This is a genomic window from Paractinoplanes rhizophilus (genome assembly GCF_042664765.1).
Classification (GTDB): Bacteria; Actinomycetota; Actinomycetes; order Mycobacteriales; family Micromonosporaceae; genus Actinoplanes; species Actinoplanes rhizophilus.
The window spans coordinates 107,707-125,585 of the sequence record NZ_JBHTBJ010000013.1; the positions used below are offsets into that span (position 1 = coordinate 107,707).

Consider the following 17,879-nt stretch of genomic DNA (forward strand, 5'->3'; position numbering starts at 1 on the left):
AAGGGCCAGCATAGCCATGGCCGGCTCAGCGCACGGGGATCGGCGCGGACCACCGCCGATAGAGGGCGAGCAGGCGCACACCCGTGATGAGCACGGCCGCGGCCACCGCCGAGACCGGACCTGCGAGCCCCAGCCCATGCAGAATCGTGACGAGGATCGCCCCGCCGAGCGCGGTCACCGCGTACCGCCAGTCGGCGAACGCCGGCGGCGGCACCGCGTCGATCGAGAGATCGCGCAGGATGCCGCCGCCGAGCGCGGCCACGAACCCGACGAACGCGATGCCGAACAGGTCGAGGCGCTTGGCGATCGCGGCCGACGCGCCGGAGGCGGCGAAGACCGCGACGCCGACGAGATCGCCGACGAGCAGACCGATCAGTGCGTCATCGCCTCGTAGATCTCCTTGCATTGCGGGCAGACCGGGGAGCCGGGCTTCGGCGTCTTGGTCACCGGGAACTTCTCGCCGCACAGCGCGACCACGAAGGTGCCCATGACCGCGCTCTCGGCGATCTTTTCCTTACGGACGTAGTGGAACATCTCCGGTCCGGTGTCGGCGTCCTTGGTCTCCGGCCGCTCCAGAATCTGCGTGCTCACGAGAATCTGCCCTTCGGTGAATTGTGCCGCCGGCGCCCCCAGCGCGGCGGAGGTACGAAGCTCCGACCAGCAAGTCTGACACCTCACAGCGGGACGGTCCAACGGCACCGTACGGTTGCCTCGTGACTGACTTCGCGATTCGATACGGCGAGCACGTGACCCGCGCCCGCCGGGACGGCCGGCCGGTGGTCGCGCTGGAGAGCACGATCATCTCGCACGGCCTGCCGCACCCCGACAATCTGCGGGTGGCACGCGAGATCGAGCAGACCGTCCGCGACAACGGCGCGGTGCCCGCCACGATCGGCATGATCGGCGGCGACCTCGTCGTGGGCCTGGACGACGACCAGGTGCGGCACCTGGCGCTGGCCGAGGACGTGGCCAAGCTCAGCGTCCGCGATCTGGCCGTGGCCGCCGCGCGCCGGGCCGACGGCGCCACCACGGTCGCCGCGACCAGCGCGGTCGCCGCGGCCGCCGAGATCGGCGTGTTCGCCACCGGCGGCCTGGGCGGCGTGCACCGCGAAGCGAGCGTCACGTTCGACGAGTCGGCCGACCTGGTCACGCTGGCCCGCACCCCGATCGTCGTGGTCTGCGCCGGGGTCAAGTCGATCCTCGACGTGGGCGCCACGCTGGAGCGGCTCGAGACGCTGGGCGTCGCCGTGGCCGGCTATCGCACCCGGCGCTTCCCCGGCTTCTTCGTCACCGACGGCGGCTTCGACATCGACTGGGAGCTCGACTCCCCCGAGCAGGTCGCCGACGTGATCCGGGCCCGCGCCGACCAGGCGATCGGGGCCGGTGCGCTGATCCTGGCCAACCCGCTGCCCACCGACGAGCAGCTCGACCCGGCGCTGCACGATCGCACCCTGCGGGAGGGGCTCGCGCTGCTGGCCCGCGACGGGATCACCGGCAAGGCGGTCACGCCGTTCCTGCTCGCGCACTTCCACGAGACCACCGAGGGGCAGAGCCTCGCGGTGAACGTCCGGATCATCCTGCGCAACGCCGCGCTGGCCGCGAGGATCGCCGTGGCCAGCACCGCGACGCCCGCGACGCTGGGCTTCTCCGTGCCGGCGTGAGCGATGCCTTTGTGAACGGGCTTGGCGTGAGCGGTTCCGGCGCGGGAGGTTCCGGCGCGGGCAGTTCCGGCGTGATTGTCGTCGGCGACCTGGTCACCGACGTGCTGGTGTCGCACGCCGGCCCGATCGAGATCGGCTCGGACACGGCCGCCGCGATCACGGTGGGTGGCGGTGGCCAGGCCGCGAACACGGCCGCCTGGCTGGCCCGCGCCGGCCGGCCGGTGACACTGGTGGCGGCGGTCGGCGACGATGCGGCCGGCCGCGAACGGGTGGCCGAGCTGACCGCGGCCGGGGTGCGCTGCGCGGTGCGGGCGCATGCGGGCGCCGCGACCGGAAGCGTGGTGGTGCTGGCCGGCCCCGAGGAGCGCACGATGGTCACCGACCGCGGCGCGTCGCTGCTGCTCGACCCGCACGACGTGGTGGCCGCGATCGCCGCGACCGAGGCCGGCCACCTGCACCTTTCCGGCTATCCGCTGCTGCACGAGGGTTCGAGGCCGGCCGGCCTCGCGGCCTTGGCGGCCGCCTCGGAGCGAGGTCTCACGACGAGCGTCGACGCGGCCTCGGCGGCACCGCTGCGGGCCGTGGGTGCCAGGGCTTTCCTGACTTGGGTACGCGGCGCCGACCTGCTCCTGTGCAACGCGGACGAGGCCGACGTGCTGGCCGGTCCGGGCGCGGCGGCCGAGCAGGCGGCCGGGCTGACCACGTACGTGTCGAACGTCGTGGTCAAACGGGGCGCGGCCGGCGCGTGCTGGGCGGATCGGGCCGGCCGGATCTGGCATGGGGCGGCGTCACGCGTACCCGTGAAGGATCCCACCGGCGCGGGCGACGCTTTCGCGGCCGGCCTGCTCGACGCGTGGTCTTCCGGCGCGGGCCCGCAGGCCGCGCTGGCCGCCGGAGCGGCCCTCGGCGCCGAGGCCGTCGCCCAGATCGGTGCCCGGCCCCGCTGACTGGGCGGCGCCGGCTCGGCCCCGTTAACTCTGGCCGGGCTGACTTCGCCGCGCCGGCCCGGCCGCCCTGCCTCGCTAGCCCTGTCCGCGTTCCCGTTCGCGTTCCGGCTCTCGCTCCCGGCCGGGCTGGGGCGTCCAATCGGCGTCGATGGTCAGATACTCCACCTGCTCGTCGGTGTGCTGGGCGAGCGAGGGCTGCGGTTTCTCGCGCTCGGCGGCGGCCGCGGCCCGCTCGGCCTTGCTGCGGGGGGGCCGGTCGTTGGCGATGAGCACGGCCATCCACGGCAGGGTGACCATGCCGACCGCGCAGAGGATGAGCCAGAGCGCGAGCAGCGGCGGATGGGCGCTGATCAGGATGGCACCGACGATCAGGCAGACGGCCCGCAGACCCATCATCGTCACGTAGCGGATCTGCCGGCTACGAAACTGCTCGTCCTGGCTGCGGGCGGCATCGGTGATCAGGACCGGCTGCTTCTTCACGGTAAGGACTCCGATCGACTCCCTATCCTTGCACCGCCGGGGCATCGATGCCCACTCGGTCCCGGTACGCGCGCTCCTCGATCCTGCCTCACTGCTTGGCCGCGGCCTTCACCTCCTTCTTGTAGGCGCGAACCTTGCCCAGCGACTCGCCGTCGACGATGTCGGCCACGGATTTGAAAGATCCGGCCTCGCCGTAGCCACCCGCCGCCTCGCGCCAGCCCGCCGGCTCCACCCCGTACTGCTTACCGAGCAACGCCACGAAGATCTGCGACTTCTGCTTGCCGAACCCCGGCAGCGAGCCCACCCGTTTGAGCAACTCCTTGCCGTCGGCCACGCCGGCCCAGAGGTTGGCCGCCTCCCCGTCGTATTCCTCGACGAGCGCCCGGCACACTTCCTGCACCCGGGCGGCCATGGCCTTGGGGAAGCGATGCAACGCCGGCGGCTTGGCGAAGATCGCCACCAGCGCCTCGGGATCGAACTCCGCGATCTCCGCGGCGGTGGGCGCGTGCCCGAGCCGCTGAGCCAGCACCCACGGCGAGGTGAACGCCTTCTCCAACGGAATCTGCTGATCCAAAACCATCCCGATGAGCAGCGCCAATGGATCACTGGACAACAGCTTGTTGGCCTCGTCGTCGATCGGCAGCGAAAGAGTCATGGCGACAGCCTGCCAAAGAGCCCGCACATCAGCATCCACCCCAGCTCAGAACAGTTCTCATCGAACTCACGTCAGCGCAGTGGGACCACCCCGTCAGCGCAGTCCCGACTCCACGTCAGCGTGGGCCGACCACCGCGTCAGCGCAAGCCGATCACCACGCCAGCGCAGGCCAATTACCGCGTCAGCGCATTCCGGCCTCGTAGGCCAGGGCCACCAGCTGGGCCCGGTCGCGGGCGCCCAGCTTGGCCAGCAGCCGGGTGATGTGCGTCTTGACGGTGCCCATGCTCACCTGCAGATCGGCGGCGATCTCCTCGTTCGAACGGCACCGCGCGATCAGCTCCAGCACCTCCCGCTCCCTGGCCGTGATGTGCGGAAGCGGCGTGACCTTGCGCTCGGGCAGCTCGGTGTAGGCCTCGATCAACCGCCGCGTGGCGCCCGGCGTCAGCAGCGCCTCGCCGGCCGCGACCACCCTGATCGCGTTGATCAGATCGTCCGGCAGCACCTCCTTGAGCAGGAAGCCACTGGCCCCGGCGCGGATCGCCCCGAACACATACTCGTCGAGGTCGAACGTCGTCAGCACGAGCACCCGCGTGTGAGCCCCGGCGTTGCCCTGGCAGATCTGCCGAGTCGCCTCGATGCCGTTCATGTCCGGCATCCGCACATCCATGAGGATCACATCGGGCCGCTTCCGGAGCGCGACCTCGACGGCCTCCTTCCCGGTGCCCGCCTCCCCCACGCAGACCATCCCCGGCGTGTTCTCGATGAGCAGCCGGAAGCCGGTCCGCAGCAACGGCTGATCGTCAGCCAGCGCGACCCGCACCTCCCCGCCCCCGCCGAGCACCGCCTCGCGCCCGCCGGACACCACCCCACTCACACCAGGCCCCGCCCCCGCTCCGGCCGAGACCACCGCACCGGCGCCACGAGCCGTGCCCCGCCCGCCCAACACCGCCCCACCAACACCAACCGCCGCCGCACTCACGCCAAGAGCCGTCCCGCGCCCGCCCAACACCGCCGGGCCCACGCCGAACACCGCCGCGCCCCCGCCGAACACCGCCGCGCCCCCGCCGAACACCGCCGCGCCCCCGCCGGACACCGCCGCGCCCCCGCCGAACACCGCCGCGCCCCCGCCGGGAGCCGCGCTGCCCACGCCGAACACCGCCGCGCCCCCGCCGGGAGCCGCCCTGCCCACGCCCAACACCGTCCTGCCCGTGCCGGAAACCGCCCTGCTCATGCCGAATACCGCAGGGTCGTCGCCACCCGCCAGCCACCCTCGGGCCGCGGCCCGGCAACCAACTCCCCGCCGAACATCGCGGCCCGCTCACGCATCCCGATCAGCCCCTGCCCAGCCGTTCTATCCATTTCCCCGTCCTCACCGTCGTCGCGAGGCCCGGTGCCGTCATCGGTCACCTCGACCCCGACCTCGCCCGGCGCGAGGTCGATTCCGATCCGGCAGGTCGTCGCCCGGGCATGCTTGAGCACATTCGTGACCGCCTCCTGCACCACCCGGAACACGGCCACGCCGACGCTCTCCGGAACGGCCCGGTCGCCGCGGACCTCGAGATCGACCGCAAGCCCGGCCGAACGCGCCGCCGCGGCGAGGTCGTCGAGCTCGGTCAGACCGGGAGCCGGCGCGACAACCGCCTCGGCACGCAGCGCCCCCAGCGCGCCGCGAAGCTCGGCGAGCGTCTCGCGGCTCGTGGTCGCGATCAGCCGCAGTGACTCGCGCAGCTGGTCGGGCCGCGCCTCGGCGATGTGGTCGGCGATCGTGGCCCGGACCGCGATGACACTCATCTTGTGCGACACGATGTCGTGCAGGTCGCGGGCGATGCGCAGCCTTTCCGCGCGCAACGCCAGCTCGGTCGCCTGACCGGCGCTCTGCGCGGCGTAGGCCCGGCGCTCGCGAATGGCGCGCCCGAGCGTCCAGCAGATGCCCAGCGCCCACAGAACCAGCCCCACCTCGTACAGCTCGCGGGTCGCCAAGCTGAACGTCACGCCCAGCACCGCGATGCCAAGAATGATGATCAGCACCGACCGGTGCCGCCGCACATCGGTGCCCACCGTATAGATCACCAGACCCAGCACGACGCTCGGCGCTATGCCCGCGTAATCGGGTATTGCCCCGGTGCCGGCGGCGAACACACAAAGCGCGATGGCCGACCAGGCCGCCGCCTCGGGCCGCAGCCGGCGCACCGCCACCGGCACGCCCAGCAGCAGGCCGATCAGCACCGACACCCAGGCCGGCTCGTGCCAGGAGACTCGCGACGACGCGAGCGGCACCTCGGCCGCGGCGAGCCAGCCGAGCACCGCGGCCCCCACGGCCAGCACCGCGTCACCCGCGAGCAGCTGGCCGCGGCTGAGCCCGCGGAGGAACACGGAGGGCGCTGCGGTCGTCATGCCGCGACATTAATCAGAAGTCCCGCCGGGCGCGTCAGACCACGGTCTGATGTTCGCGATCTCCAAGTGTGGACCTGGGTTTGACGACTTTCGTCCGCCCGGCCGCGATCGTCGACAGCCATGACGACAGCGATGGTCGCGCTCCACGACCTACGGATGGAGTACACCGCCGGCCGCGGCCGGGTGACGGCCCTGGACGGCGTCACCGTCGGCCTCCCGGCCGGCACCTTCACGGCCGTCATGGGCCCGTCCGGCTCGGGCAAATCCACCCTCCTGCATTGCGCCGCCGGGTTGGACCGGCCGAGCTCCGGCGAGGTGGTGCTCGACGGCGTGCGGTTGAGCGAGCTCGACGAGACCGGTCTCACCATCCTTCGCCGCGAGCGTGTCGGCTTCGTCTTCCAGGCCTTCAACCTGATCTCCTCGCTCACCGCCGCGCAAAATGTCGCCCTGCCCGCCCGCTTGGCCGGCCGCCGGGTCGCTCCGGAGGAGGTGGCCGCCGCGCTGGGCCGGGTGGGTCTCGCCGACCGGTCCGGGCACCGCCCGGTCGAGCTGTCCGGCGGCGAGCAGCAGCGGGTGGCGATCGCCCGCGCGTTGCTGACCGGTCCGTCCGTGCTCTTCGCCGACGAGCCGACCGGCGCGCTCGACGCCACCACTTCCCGTCAGGTGCTCGCCCTGCTGCGCGGCCTGGTCGACGAGCGCCGCCAGACGATCGTGATGGTCACCCACGACCCGGTGGCGGCGGTGGCCGACGAGATTCTGCTGCTGACAGACGGCCGGCTTGTCGATCGCCTGACCGCGACCTCCGCCGAGTCGATCGCCGCCCGCATGGCCGCGGTGGAGGCGACATGCTGACGAGAGACCGGGTGGGTGCGTTTGTCGCGGTCTTTTTCGGTACGGCGGCCGTAGCGCTCACCATGACGCTGCTCGGTTCGGCCCACCCGCGAGTGCCGGACCGATACGCGGCGGTCACAGTGGCGGTGCAGAGCCACCGGGTGACGACCCCGGCCGCTCCGTTCCCCGAGCCCCGGCCCTGGTCGTCCGCGGAGGCGATCGCCTTGGCAGCCCGTTTGGCCGCGGTCCCCGGCGTGACCGCCGCGGTCCCCGATCGACGCTTCTACGCCCAGCCTCTCATCGACGACCGTCCTTCACCCGCGATCCAGGAGGGCCACGGCTGGGCGAGCTCGACCCTGGCGGCCGACACGTTGGTCGAAGGCCGTTCACCGGTTGCCGATCGCGAGGTCGTCGTCCCCCGAGGTTCGGGGATCCCGGTCGGCGGCTCGATCACCATCCTGACGGCGACCGGTCCGTCCGCATGGCGGGTGGCCGGGCTCATCGAGGCCGGCCGCCTCTATGTCTCGGACACCACCGCGGCGCGCCTGGCCCCCGGCGTACGCGTCATCGGTCTCACCGGGGGTCCCCACCTGGCGCAAGTGAACGCACTCGCCGGCGGCGCGACGGTGTTGGCGGGCTCGGCGCTGGGTGAGCTCGAGCCGCGGTCCGACGCCCGGACCCGGTGGATCGGCCTTCAGGTGATCACCGCCATGACGGCGTTGTCGGCGTTCGCGTGCGCCTTCGTGATCGCTTCCACCTTCGCGCTCACCGTCCACCAACGACGGCGGGAGATCGGCCTGTTGCGAGCGACCGGCGCCACGCCCGCTCAGGTGCGGGGCTCGGTGGTCCGGGAGGCCGCAATGGTCGGGATCGTCGCCGGGTCGGCCGGCACGCTCCTCGGGCTCGCCCTCTCGCCGCTGACCGGAAAGGTACTGGTCGATGCGGGGTTCGAGCCGCCGTCGTTCGCGGTCGGGTTCCACTTCCCGGCGATCCTGGCGGGCGTCGCGGCCGGTCCGCTGCTCGCCGTCGCGGGATCGCTGATGGCCGCCCGCCGCGCGGCCCGGGTCGGCCCGCTGGAGGCGCTGCGGCAGGCGCAGGTCGAGCCCCGGCCGATGACGCGGCTTCGCTGGATCGTCGGGCTGCTGTGCACGAGCGGCGGCGTGGTGGCCGGCCTCGCCACAACGACGACCAACGACTTCAGCGATCTCGCGACGTTCGCGTTGCTCGGGGCGATGCTGCTGGTGGTGGGCGCGACGGTGCTGGCGCCGGCCGCCGTGCCGCTGCTCGTGCGGGTGCTGCTGCGGCCGGCTCGCGGGCCGATAGCGACGGTGATGCGGGAGAGCGCGCTGGCCGGGGCCAGGCGCACCGCGTCGACCGCCGCACCGGTGTTGCTGACGGTAGCCTTCGCGGTCTTCATCGCGGGCAACGTGCAGACCTCGGCCGACGCCTACGCGAGCCGACGTGCCGACGCGATGCGGTCCGGCACAGTCCTGATCCCGGACGGGACACCCGGTCTGACCGACGCGGCGGCACCGTCGGCGCCCCTGCCCACCGACCTCTACGTCGACGACACCGTGCTGCCAGCCGCCGGCGTGGATCCCTCGGCGGCCTCCCTCCCCGCATCGGCGCGAGCCCTCGCCGAGCCGGATGCCGTGGCACTTTCGCAGTCGCGGGCCGCGCAGTCGCGGCTGGGAATCGGCGACACGCTCACGGCGGCCTTCCCCGACGGGCGGCCGGCGCGCTTGCGCGTGGTGGCCGTCCTCCCCGACGACCAGGCGCCGGCCGAGGTGATGCTGAGCCGCGCCACCGTGCGAGAGCACGACCCTTCGGCGCTGGCGACAGCCGCTGCGGTGACCGAGGCGGGCGAGGCGTCCAGCGCCCAACCAGACGCGCCGCCCGGCGCCGTGCCCGGCCCGGCGTCTGGCGATGACGGCGCGCGGCGGCTCGGCGGCGGGGCAGCGGCCATGCTGGGCGCGCGAGTGGTTGATGTGGGCACCTACGCCCGGCAGGCGGACGCGGACGAAGACCGTCTTGTCTGGATTTTCACGCTTCTGCTGATTGGGGTGTCGGTCGGCTACGGTGCGCTCGCGGTGGCCAACACGCTCTTCATGTCCACGGCTCGCCGCGCGCCCGACTACCGCCTGCTGCGGCTGGCCGGCGCCACGCCGCGCCAGGTCCTGCTCGCCGTCGCCGGCGAGTCGGCCCTCGTCGTCGCTATCGGCGCCGTGCTCGGGGGCGCCGCCGCGGTCCTGGCCCTCTGGGGTGGCGTGAGCGGGCTACGCGAGCAGACCGGTATGGCTGTGCCCCTGACCGTGCCCTGGCCGACCGTCGCCGTCGCGGTCGGCGTCTGCCTCGCCCTGGCGCTGACGGCCAGCGTGCTTCCCGCCCGGGCACGGCTCACCCGCTTCAACCCCGCCCAGGAGCTGTCGTGAACCCTCGAACGCCGACGACGGGAGCCGACGCCAGTCCTCGAACGGCGGCGACGGGATCTTCCCGGTGAGGCCCCAAAGCCCCGCCGCGGGAGTCGGCCCGGGGCCTCAAAGGCCGGCGACCTCACGGATCGAGCGCTCGGTCAGCGAGCCCAGCACGATGTCCGCGCCGTCCAGTGCCAGGTCAGCAGTCAGCGGGTTGGGCACCGCCACGCAGAACAAGCCGGCCGCCTTGGCCGCTGCCACCCCGTTGGGCGAGTCCTCGACGGCGAGTGCCTCGTCGGCGCGGACGCCCAGGTCGTTGAGCGCCAGCTCGTACAGGTCGGGCGCGGGCTTGCTGCGCGCCACCCGGTCTCGCGTGGCCAGCACCGCGAACCGATCGCGCAGACCGAGCGCGTCGAGGAACCGCGCGACCCAGGCCGCGCCGGAGCTCGAGGCCAGGCCCACGCGCAGGCCCAGGTCGCGGGCCTCGTCCAGCCAGGCGACGATTCCGGGTCTGGCCTCGGCCGCGGACATCAGCTCGTCGAAACGGGAATGTCTTGTCGCCCGCAGCGCCGCCCGGTCGACCGGGCCGCCGATCAACTCCTCGAGGTGGTCATACGGATCCCAGCCCGAGTCCGACGTGCCGATCGCCTGCGACCACACGGTCCGGTCGAGCGAGACGCCGTGGGCGGCGTACGCCTCCTGCCAGGAGGTGAACTCGGGCGTCTCGGTGTCGAGGATCGTTCCGTCGAGATCGAAGATGATCGCCTTCAGCACCGGATCATCATCCGTCCGGCGGGCAAGCACGTCCGGCCGGCTGCGCCGCGACGCGGATCACAGCGACGAACGCAATGGGCCGGCCGCTCGCGGGTAACGTCGCAGCATGTCACCGGTCCGTCAGGAAGGGGTACGACGATGAGCGACTCGTACGAGAGCATCGAGCGGGAGATCGCCGGGAGCGACTACGGTCCCGGGGTCTTCGACGAGCCGGATTCGTCCCGGCCGGAGAAGGGTGACGACGACGCCGGGCTGTCGAGCACGCTCGCCGCGGGCACCGACGTCGACCAGCTTCAGGACGGCGGGCCGCACCCCGGGCACGGCGTGATGACCACGACGGGCGGCACGGCCGGGCCGAACAGCTTCCGCGCCCGCCCGCGCACCGGGCCCGGCGTCGCGAACACGACTACCGGCGACGCCACCACCGGCGCCCTGGAGACGCCGGTCGACAGCTACACGAGCGACGCCAGCAGCAACGCGGTCGACTGATCTGGCCGCGGGCCACTACCGTCGGCGGCGTGACCAACCAGCTGCCGATCCCGGCCACGAGTGAGCCGTTCGCCGCCGGCCGAGAGGCCGATGTCTTTCTGCTCGACGACGGGCGGGTGTTGCGGCGCTACCGCACCGCGGCGGACACCGCGCACGAGGCCGAGATCATGGCGTACGCCGCCAGCCACGGTTATCCCGTTCCCGCGGTGTACGCCGCGAGCGGGCCCGACATGGTGATGGAGCGGCTGCACGGCCCGACCATGGCCGAGGCGGCGCTCGCCGGCGACCTTGCCCTGGAAGACGGGGCCGTGATGCTCGCCGACCTGCTGCGCCGGCTGCACGAGTTGCCACCGCGGGGATCCGGTAGCCGGGACACGATCGTCCATCTCGACCTGCATCCGGAGAACGTGCTGATCACCGAGCGGGGGCCGGTGGTGATCGACTGGCGGAACGCCGGCGACGGACCGGGCGACCTGGACACGGCGCTGAGCGCGCTGATCATCGCGCAGGTGGCGATCGGGTCCATCGAGCATCCGCTCGGTGCGTCCATCGACGCCATGCTCGACCGGTTCCTCGAGCTGGCTCCGGGCGACCCGGTTCGCCTGCTCGACGACGCGGCGGCGTACCGCCGAGGCCAGCTCACCATGTCGCCGGACGAGATCGCGATGATCGGCACCGCCGTCGCCCGGGTGCGAGCCGGCGTTCGATAACAAACGAGCGCCGCACTGCAACGAGCGCCGACAGCAAACGACCGTCCGGCGGAAGGGGAGGATCCGCCGGACGGTCGCGCAGTTGAGGGGCGCGGGATCAGCCCGCGTAGGCCTCCAGCCGGGAGGCGCGCTCGGGGTCGCGGAGCTTGAGCATCGTGACCTTCTCGATCTGGCGGATGCGCTCGCGGGAGAGACCGAACTCGCGACCCACCTCGTCGAGGGTGCGCTGCCGGCCGTCGTCGAGACCGAAGCGGAGGCGGATCACCGCGGACTCGCGCTCCGAGAGCGTGGCGAGCACGATCTCCACCTCGTTGCGGAGCTCGCCCTGGCCGATGGTGTTCGCCGGGTTCGGGTCGGCCGCAGCGACGAAGTCGCCCAGCGCGCTCTCCCCGTCCTCGCCGACGGCCTGGTCGAGGCTGACCGGCTCCCGGTCGTACGAGATGAGCTCGATGACCTGGAACTCGGGCACGCTCATGGCCGTGGCGATCTCGGCGATGCTCGGCTCGCGGCCCAGCGTCGCGGCCAGGTCCCGCCGGGCCCGGACCATGCGGTTGACCTGCTCGACCATGTGCACCGGGATGCGGATCGTGCGGGCTTGGTCGGCCATCGCGCGGGTGATCGCCTGCCGGATCCACCAGGTGGCGTACGTCGAGAACTTGTAGCCCTTGGTGTAGTCGAACTTCTCGACCGCCCGGATCAGGCCCAGGTTGCCCTCCTGGATCAGATCCAGGAACGCCATCCCCCGGCCGGTGTAGCGCTTCGCGATGCTCACGACCAGCCGCAGGTTGGCCTCGAGCAGGTGGTTCTTCGCGGCCTTGCCCTCGATGATGATGATCTCGAGAAGGGGTACGAGGTCGTCGTTGGCCTCGGCAAGCTTTTCCTCGGCGTAGAGCCCGGCCTCGATGCGCTTGGAGAGCTCGACCTCCTCGACGGCGGTGAGGAGGCGGGTGCGGCCGATGCCGTTCAGGTAGGCCCGAACCAGGTCGGCGGAGACTCCACGCTCGTCCGTGGCGTCCAGGTCGGCCAGAAGCTCGACACCGTCCGTCATGCTGTTCTCGTCAGAGGCCTTCATCTGCAGGACCACCTTTCAGTCCCCTCCCCGCTGATAACCGTCTCGTGCGTCCCAGCCGCTTCGTGCCGGTGATCGATAGCTTGGCCCGGGACGCGTTAAGCGGAGGTGAGGCAAGCGTCCAGGTGGCATGAATCAGGGAGAACCCTGACGTCACCAAGCCGACAAGTGGGTGGAATGCCCGATCTGCGTTGTTGTGGTGCGCCGATAATGTTCTGCAAACGCCGTCCAGGAGGTTTCGGTTCAGTGGTCTTCAAGAAGATGTTGCAGGCGATGGGTGTCGGTGGGCCGTCCGTCGAGACGATCCTGGCCAACCCCAACTGCCGGCCCGGCGGCTTCCTCGAGGGCCAGGTGCACGTCCAGGGCGGCGATCACGCGGTTGACGTGGAATATCTCGCGGTCGGGCTGATCACCCGGGTCGAGGTGGAGAGCGGCGACAGCGAGTACAACACCGATCAGGAGTTCCACCGTCAGCGGCTGACCGGCTCGTTCCGGCTCGACCCGGGGGCACGCTACGACGTGCCGTTCCGCTTCGACGTGCCGTGGGAAACCCCGATCACCGAGGTCTACGGGCAGCATCTGCACGGCATGACCATGGGGCTGACGACCGAGCTCGAGGTGGCCCGCGCGGTCGACAAGTCGGATCTCGACGCGGTGGCGGTGCACCCGTTGCCGGCCCAGGAGCGCATTCTCGACGCGCTGCTCAGGCTCGGTTTCCGATTCAGCCGCGCCGATGTCGAGCGGGGCCGGGTCTACGGGGTGGAGCAGCAGTTGCCGTTCTACCAGGAGATCGAGTTCTACCCGCCGTCCGCGTACGCGCATGGCATCAACCAGCTCGAGCTGACGTTCATCCCGACGCCGCACCGCCTCCAGGTGGTCCTGGAGATCGACAAGCGGGGCGGCATGTTCACCGAAGGTCGTGACGCGTTCGGCAAGTTCGACGTCGACTACGCCACGGCCGACGGCGTCGACTGGGCCGGCCGCCTCGACCAGTGGCTGCGGCAATCCGCCCAGCGCAGGGGGCTGTTCTTCTAGATTTCCAGCAGCAACGTGCGCGGTCCGACGTTGACGCTCTCGACGAGCATGTGCGCCCGGAAACGGCCGGTCTGCACGGTCGCTCCCCGGGCGCGCAGGGCTTCGACGTACGCGTCGACCAGGGGTTCCGCGATCTCGGCCGGCGCGGCCGCGCTCCAGGTCGGCCGGCGCCCCTTGCGGGCGTCGCCGTAGAGGGTGAACTGACTGATCACCAGCAACGGCGCACCGGCATCGGAGGCGGATGCCTCGTCGTCGAGAATCCGCAGCTCATGCGTCTTGCGTGCCAGTTCGGCGGCCTTGACCGGCGTGTCGTCGTGGGTTACCCCGACCAGCACGAGCAGACCGTCCTCGATCTTGCCGATCACCTCGTCGTCGACGGTCACACTGGCCCGGCTCACGGTCTGCACCAGTGCCCGCATGCGAAACCCCTTTCAAACTGCCCGGTATGTCGTTCAGGTTCGCTTGGTCCTTTGGTGCCCTCTCAGCCTAAACGGTGAAAGTCCGAAGGGGACGGGCGCCCGGCGCCATCGATGGCGAGACGGCCTATGGGATGCGGAGACGGCGCGGGCCCGTGTCGGGGCGAGGCATGGGCGGGCCCAGCTCGGTCGCGGCATGCAGGACCGAGATGCCGTCCGGCCGGGCCAGCACCGGGTTGAGCATCAGCGAGCGCAGGCGAGGGTGGTCGTCGGCCAGCCGCCCCACCCGCAGAAGCAGGTCGACCAGGGCCGCGCGGTCGACCGGGGCCGACCCGCGATAGCCGTGCAGGAGCGGGGCCGCGCGGGGCTCGTCGACCAGGGCCTCGGCCGCGCGGTCGGTCAGCGGCGCCGCCCGCCACGCGAGGTCGCCGAGCAGCTCGCTGGCCACCCCGCCCAGGCCGAAGCCGACGACCGGCCCGAACGCCGGGTCCTCCACCACCTCGACCGTGCAGGCGACGCCCGGCGCCACCATCGTCTGCACCAGCACGTCCGGACCGAATTTCGCCGACAGATCCGCATAGGCGGCGAGCAGGTCGTCCTCGTCGGCGAGGGCCAGCCGCACCGCCCCGAGGTCGATGCGATGCCGCAGCGCCCCGCCGGCCGCCTTCAAAGCCACCGGATAACCGAGCGACGAGGCGGCGGCGAGAACCGATTTTTCCGACGTCGCCAGCGTGGACGGCACCACGTCGATGCCGTAGGCGGCCAGCAGCGCCGACGGCGGCCCCTCCAGGTCGGCCGCCGAAGGGTCCACATCGGAGAGCACCGGCAGCACGCCCGGCGGGCGGCGCAACCAATCGGCGTAATTCGCCACCCGGGCCAGCGTCCGCACCGCTTCCTCGACCGACGGATACGACGGCACCCGCGGCGGCAGGTTGCCCAGCAGGAAGGTCGCCACCGTCGGCTTCTCGCCCGCCAGCGCGACGCTCGCCAGGGCCGCGGCGAAGTCGGCGTCCTCGTCCGGGAGCTGGCCGGGCAACGGGGGCGCGAACACCACCACCAGCGCGTCGGCCCGCGCGTCGGCGGCGGCATCGGCCAGCGCGTCGGCGAACTCGTGCGCGCCGGCCTGAGGGCTGATGTCGTGCGGATAGCCCTCGGCGACGACCAGTCCCGCCGCGCGGCAGGCGGACACCGCCAGCCGCGACAGGGCCGAGGAGTTGCCGACGACCGCCACCCGCCGGCCGCCGGGCAGGGGCTGGTGGGCCAGCAGGAGGCCGACGTCGAAAAGCTCGCGCACCGTGTCGACCCGGATGACGCCGGAGCGGGCGAACAGGGCGGTCACCGCGTTGGCATCGGGCCCGGGCAGGTCGCCCGCGAGGCCGGGCGGGCGGGTCGCCGAGGCCACCGCCACGATCGGCTTGACCCTGGACATCCGGCGGGCGATGCGGGCGAACTTGCGCGGGTTGCCGAAGGTCTCGAGGTAGAGCAGGACCACGTCGGTGCCCGGGTCGTCCTGCCAGTACTGCAGCATGTCGTTGCCGGAGACGTCGGCCCGGTTGCCGGCCGAGACGAAGCTCGACAGGCCCAGCCCGCGTCGGTCGGCCTCGGCCAGCAGCGCCACCCCGAGCGCGCCGCTCTGGCTGAAGAACCCGACCCGCCCCGGCGCCGGCAGCGTCGGCGCGAGCGTCGCGTTGAGGCGTACGGAAGGGTCGGCGTTGGCGATCCCCATGCTGTTGGGCCCCACCACGCGCAACCCCACGTCGTGCGCGCGTTCCACCAGCGCCCGCTGGGCGGCCGCGCCCGCGGCCCCGGCCTCGGCGAAGCCGGCCGAGACCACCACCAATCCGCCGGCGCCGCTCGCGGCGGCGTCCTCGACCGCGTCGGCGACGGCTTCCGGCGGCACCGCGATGAGCGCCAGATCGACCGCGACGCCGGACTCGGTGGCCGACCGGTATGCCGGAAGGCCGGCGACCCGCTGCTCCCGCCGGTGCACGGGCACGATCGTCCCCGCATACCCGCCGTCGCGCAGATGGCCCAGCATGGCCGCGCCGATGCCCTGGCCGCTCGCGCTGGCGCCGTAGACCGCTACCGCCCGCGGCGCCAGCAGCCGGGCGATCGACCGGGCCTCGGTGCGCTGCTCCCGCGACTCCTGCACCTCCCGCGACTTTTCGGTGGGCTCGATCGGGAAGTCGAGATGCACCACGCCGTCGGCATAGCGGCGCTGGATCGAATAGCCGAAGTCGCTGAAGACGCGCAGCATGCCGCCGTTTTCCGGGAGGACCTCGGCGACGAAACGATGGATGCCGTTCTCGCGGGCGGCCTGCGCGAGATGCTCGAGCAGCACCGAGCCGATGCCCCGGCCCTGATGCGCGTCCTCCACCACCAGCGCCACCTCGGCCTCGGGCGAGTCGTGGCCGAGGCGCTCGTAGCGGCCGACCGCGATGATGCGCTGGTCACTCACCATGACGAACGCCTCGCGGTCGGCGTGGTCGACGTGGACGAAGCGCTCGAGGTCGCGCTCGGGAATTCGCGGGTACGGCGAGAAGTAGCGCAGGTAGCGCGTGCGCTCGCTCATGCGCGAGTGGAAATCCACAATGGCCGGCGCGTCCTCGGGCCGGATCTGCCGCAGGTGAGCCGCGGACCCGTCGGAGAGCAGGACATCTGCGCTCTTTTCCACTACGCCGCCTAGTCTCTCGGGTCCTGTGGGTCGAGGCCGTGCAGCGGGAACACCGCCGTACGAGTGGCGAGGATCGCCCGGTCGATCGGGTCGGGCGTGGTGCCCGGCTCCCAGCGCTCGAGGGGCGGGTCGGCGCCGTCGGTCATGGTCTCGGGCACGACACCGCCCGGGCAGCGCTGCGCCGCGAACGAGCGCCAGGCCGCCGGGGTCGCGGTGGCGGGATCGAGCGGGTCGCCGGTGGCCACGGCGAGCAGGTGCGCCCAGGCCCGCGGGACCACCTCGACCAGCGCGTATCCCCCGCCGCCGGTGGCGACCCAGCGGCCGTCGCAGAGCTCGTCGGCCAGGGCGCGCATCGCCAGATACGCCGCGCGCTGGCCGTCGACGGACAGCCGCAGGTCGGCCAGCGGGTCGAGGCGGTGGGCGTCGGCGCCGCACTGGCTGAAGACGATCTCGGGTGCGAACGCGCGCACCACCGACGGGACGATGGCATGGAACGCGCGCAGCCAGCCGCCGTCGGAGGTGCCGGGCGGCAGCGGCACATTGACCGCCGTGCCCTCGGCGCCCGGACCGCCGACCTCCTCGGAGAAGCCGGTGCCGGGGAAGAGCGCGAGCGGCGACTCGTGCAGGCTGATCGTGAGCACCCGGGGGTCGTTGTAGAAGGCGGCCTGCACGCCGTCGCCGTGATGGACGTCGACATCGACATAGGCCACCCGCTGGGCGCCACGGTCGAGCAGGCGCGCGATCGCGACGGCGGGGTCGTTGTAGACACAGAACCCGGAAGCCCGGGCGGCCATCGCGTGGTGCAGGCCACCGGCCACGTTGACGGCGCGGGTCGCCGTGCCCTCCCACACGGCCTCGGCGGCCGCGATGGTCGCGCCGCAGATGCGCGCGGACGACTCGTGCATGCCCTCGAACACGGGATTGTCGGGGGTGTTGAGCCCCCAGCCCCGGAAGAACGGATCGCTCGGGGCGAGCCGGACGGCCTTGAGATATTCGGCGCGGTGAACGCGGGTGAGATCGTCGTCCGTCGCCGGCCGCGGGGTGACCATGCGCACGCCGGGCCGGTCGAGGATGCCCAGCTCACGGGCGAGTGCCATGGTCAGCTCGACGCGCACGGGGTTGAGCGGATGGTCGCCCATGTCGTAGTCGAGCAGGGCTTGATCCCACACCACGGCGGTCGTCCGGTCTGCCATGACCGTCATGCTGCCACGCACCCCCGACACTTCCGGAACGCGTTCAGGTAGGGTCTGTCGCACACCAGATCAGCGCGGCTGTCAACCCCGGGCGCCGGGGTAATATCGCTACCGGGAGGGCCGCACCTTGAATGATC

At 72.1% G+C, this 17,879-nt stretch carries 18 protein-coding genes; 7 read left to right on the plus strand and 11 right to left on the minus strand.

Annotated features, from left to right (window positions below; genetic code table 11):
* Positions 1 to 25: 25 nt before the first annotated feature.
* Together ACFQS1_RS19385 and ACFQS1_RS19390 are read right to left on the minus strand one after the other, a co-directional pair.
* Complete coding sequence (locus ACFQS1_RS19385; RefSeq protein WP_378970121.1) at positions 26 to 406, minus strand: TRIC cation channel family protein; 381 nt, start codon at positions 404 to 406, stop codon at positions 26 to 28.
* Positions 373 to 597: a DUF3039 domain-containing protein gene (locus tag ACFQS1_RS19390; RefSeq protein WP_378970390.1), complete on the minus strand. Its 225-nt coding sequence runs from the start codon at positions 595 to 597 to the stop codon at positions 373 to 375. The genes ACFQS1_RS19385 and ACFQS1_RS19390 overlap by 34 nt, the downstream gene beginning before the upstream one ends.
* A 116-nt stretch (positions 598 to 713) precedes the next feature.
* On the opposite strand from ACFQS1_RS19390, the gene ACFQS1_RS19395 reads away from it, so the two are divergent.
* Together ACFQS1_RS19395 and ACFQS1_RS19400 are read left to right on the plus strand one after the other, a co-directional pair.
* Entirely contained in the window at positions 714 to 1,661 is a 948-nt protein-coding gene (locus ACFQS1_RS19395; RefSeq protein WP_378970123.1) for a pseudouridine-5'-phosphate glycosidase, read from the plus strand.
* Positions 1,662 to 1,732: 71 nt separating this feature from the next.
* Positions 1,733 to 2,608 carry a carbohydrate kinase family protein gene (locus ACFQS1_RS19400; RefSeq protein ID WP_378970125.1) on the plus strand — a complete coding sequence of 292 codons (876 nt, stop codon included), beginning with the start codon at positions 1,733 to 1,735 and terminating at the stop codon, positions 2,606 to 2,608.
* A gap of 75 nt (positions 2,609 to 2,683) precedes the next feature.
* Here the strand turns inward: ACFQS1_RS19400 and ACFQS1_RS19405 are convergent, their stop codons facing one another.
* The 4 genes from ACFQS1_RS19405 to ACFQS1_RS19420 form a co-directional block, all read right to left on the minus strand.
* Complete coding sequence (locus ACFQS1_RS19405; RefSeq protein ID WP_378970127.1) at positions 2,684 to 3,133, minus strand: DUF3099 domain-containing protein; 450 nt, start codon at positions 3,131 to 3,133, stop codon at positions 2,684 to 2,686.
* Positions 3,134 to 3,176: 43 nt separating this feature from the next.
* Positions 3,177 to 3,743, minus strand: coding sequence for an HhH-GPD-type base excision DNA repair protein (locus ACFQS1_RS19410; protein ID WP_378970129.1), 567 nt, complete (start codon positions 3,741 to 3,743; stop codon positions 3,177 to 3,179).
* Positions 3,744 to 3,924: 181 nt separating this feature from the next.
* Complete coding sequence (locus ACFQS1_RS19415) at positions 3,925 to 4,932, minus strand: response regulator (RefSeq protein WP_378970131.1); 1,008 nt, start codon at positions 4,930 to 4,932, stop codon at positions 3,925 to 3,927.
* A 38-nt stretch (positions 4,933 to 4,970) separates the two neighbouring features.
* On the minus strand, positions 4,971 to 6,137 hold the full coding sequence (locus ACFQS1_RS19420) for a sensor histidine kinase (RefSeq protein WP_378970133.1): 1,167 nt from the start codon (positions 6,135 to 6,137) through the stop codon (positions 4,971 to 4,973).
* Positions 6,138 to 6,257: 120 nt separating this feature from the next.
* On the opposite strand from ACFQS1_RS19420, the gene ACFQS1_RS19425 reads away from it, so the two are divergent.
* Both ACFQS1_RS19425 and ACFQS1_RS19430 read left to right on the plus strand, forming a co-directional pair.
* The gene (locus ACFQS1_RS19425) at positions 6,258 to 6,989 is read left to right on the plus strand and encodes an ABC transporter ATP-binding protein (protein ID WP_378970135.1); all 732 of its coding nucleotides are present in this window, start codon (positions 6,258 to 6,260) and stop codon (positions 6,987 to 6,989) included.
* Positions 6,983 to 9,400 (plus strand): FtsX-like permease family protein, encoded by a 2,418-nt coding sequence (locus ACFQS1_RS19430; protein WP_378970137.1) that lies wholly within the window; start codon positions 6,983 to 6,985, stop codon positions 9,398 to 9,400. The genes ACFQS1_RS19425 and ACFQS1_RS19430 overlap by 7 nt, the downstream gene beginning before the upstream one ends.
* Before the next feature lie 105 nt (positions 9,401 to 9,505).
* Here the strand turns inward: ACFQS1_RS19430 and ACFQS1_RS19435 are convergent, their stop codons facing one another.
* The gene (locus tag ACFQS1_RS19435; RefSeq protein WP_378970139.1) at positions 9,506 to 10,156 is read right to left on the minus strand and encodes an HAD family hydrolase; all 651 of its coding nucleotides are present in this window, start codon (positions 10,154 to 10,156) and stop codon (positions 9,506 to 9,508) included.
* A 138-nt stretch (positions 10,157 to 10,294) separates the two neighbouring features.
* On the opposite strand from ACFQS1_RS19435, the gene ACFQS1_RS19440 reads away from it, so the two are divergent.
* A complete protein-coding gene (locus ACFQS1_RS19440; RefSeq protein ID WP_378970141.1) occupies positions 10,295 to 10,645 on the plus strand; it encodes a hypothetical protein in 351 nt (116 codons plus the stop codon).
* Between the two features lie 29 nt (positions 10,646 to 10,674).
* Positions 10,675 to 11,355 (plus strand): phosphotransferase, encoded by a 681-nt coding sequence (locus ACFQS1_RS19445; RefSeq protein ID WP_378970143.1) that lies wholly within the window; start codon positions 10,675 to 10,677, stop codon positions 11,353 to 11,355.
* 97 nt (positions 11,356 to 11,452) lie between these two features.
* Here the strand turns inward: ACFQS1_RS19445 and sigB are convergent, their stop codons facing one another.
* Positions 11,453 to 12,427, minus strand: a complete 975-nt coding sequence (sigB, locus tag ACFQS1_RS19450; protein ID WP_378970145.1) for an RNA polymerase sigma factor SigB — start codon at positions 12,425 to 12,427, stop codon at positions 11,453 to 11,455.
* A 243-nt stretch (positions 12,428 to 12,670) separates the two neighbouring features.
* Here sigB and ACFQS1_RS19455 point away from each other — a divergent pair, with 243 nt between their 5' ends.
* Positions 12,671 to 13,459, plus strand: coding sequence for a sporulation protein (locus tag ACFQS1_RS19455; protein ID WP_378970147.1), 789 nt, complete (start codon positions 12,671 to 12,673; stop codon positions 13,457 to 13,459).
* Here ACFQS1_RS19455 and dtd read toward each other — a convergent pair.
* The 3 genes from dtd to ACFQS1_RS19470 form a co-directional block, all read right to left on the minus strand.
* Positions 13,456 to 13,878 carry a D-aminoacyl-tRNA deacylase gene (dtd, locus tag ACFQS1_RS19460; RefSeq protein WP_378970149.1) on the minus strand — a complete coding sequence of 141 codons (423 nt, stop codon included), beginning with the start codon at positions 13,876 to 13,878 and terminating at the stop codon, positions 13,456 to 13,458. The two genes, ACFQS1_RS19455 and dtd, sit on opposite strands and share 4 nt — an antisense overlap.
* Positions 13,879 to 14,002: 124 nt before the next feature.
* Complete coding sequence (locus ACFQS1_RS19465; RefSeq protein ID WP_378970151.1) at positions 14,003 to 16,549, minus strand: bifunctional acetate--CoA ligase family protein/GNAT family N-acetyltransferase; 2,547 nt, start codon at positions 16,547 to 16,549, stop codon at positions 14,003 to 14,005.
* Between the two features lie 8 nt (positions 16,550 to 16,557).
* Complete coding sequence (locus ACFQS1_RS19470; protein ID WP_378970153.1) at positions 16,558 to 17,742, minus strand: acetoin utilization protein AcuC; 1,185 nt, start codon at positions 17,740 to 17,742, stop codon at positions 16,558 to 16,560.
* Positions 17,743 to 17,879: the final 137 nt, after the last annotated feature.

Bases quoted from the DNA above. Each gene is read 5' to 3' on its own strand.
- ACFQS1_RS19385 (WP_378970121.1), bottom strand. From the start codon at position 406: ATGCAAGGAGATCTACGAGGCGATGACGCACTGATCGGTCTGCTCGTC.
- ACFQS1_RS19405 (WP_378970127.1), bottom strand. From the start codon at position 3,133: ATGCCCCGGCGGTGCAAGGATAGGGAGTCGATCGGAGTCCTTACCGTG.
- ACFQS1_RS19410 (WP_378970129.1), bottom strand. From the start codon at position 3,743: ATGACTCTTTCGCTGCCGATCGACGACGAGGCCAACAAGCTGTTGTCC.
- ACFQS1_RS19420 (WP_378970133.1), bottom strand. From the start codon at position 6,137: ATGACGACCGCAGCGCCCTCCGTGTTCCTCCGCGGGCTCAGCCGCGGC.
- ACFQS1_RS19425 (WP_378970135.1), top strand. From the start codon at position 6,258: ATGACGACAGCGATGGTCGCGCTCCACGACCTACGGATGGAGTACACC.
- ACFQS1_RS19430 (WP_378970137.1), top strand. From the start codon at position 6,983: ATGCTGACGAGAGACCGGGTGGGTGCGTTTGTCGCGGTCTTTTTCGGT.
- ACFQS1_RS19440 (WP_378970141.1), top strand. From the start codon at position 10,295: ATGAGCGACTCGTACGAGAGCATCGAGCGGGAGATCGCCGGGAGCGAC.
- sigB (WP_378970145.1), bottom strand. From the start codon at position 12,427: ATGAAGGCCTCTGACGAGAACAGCATGACGGACGGTGTCGAGCTTCTG.
- dtd (WP_378970149.1), bottom strand. From the start codon at position 13,878: ATGCGGGCACTGGTGCAGACCGTGAGCCGGGCCAGTGTGACCGTCGAC.
- ACFQS1_RS19470 (WP_378970153.1), bottom strand. From the start codon at position 17,742: ATGGCAGACCGGACGACCGCCGTGGTGTGGGATCAAGCCCTGCTCGAC.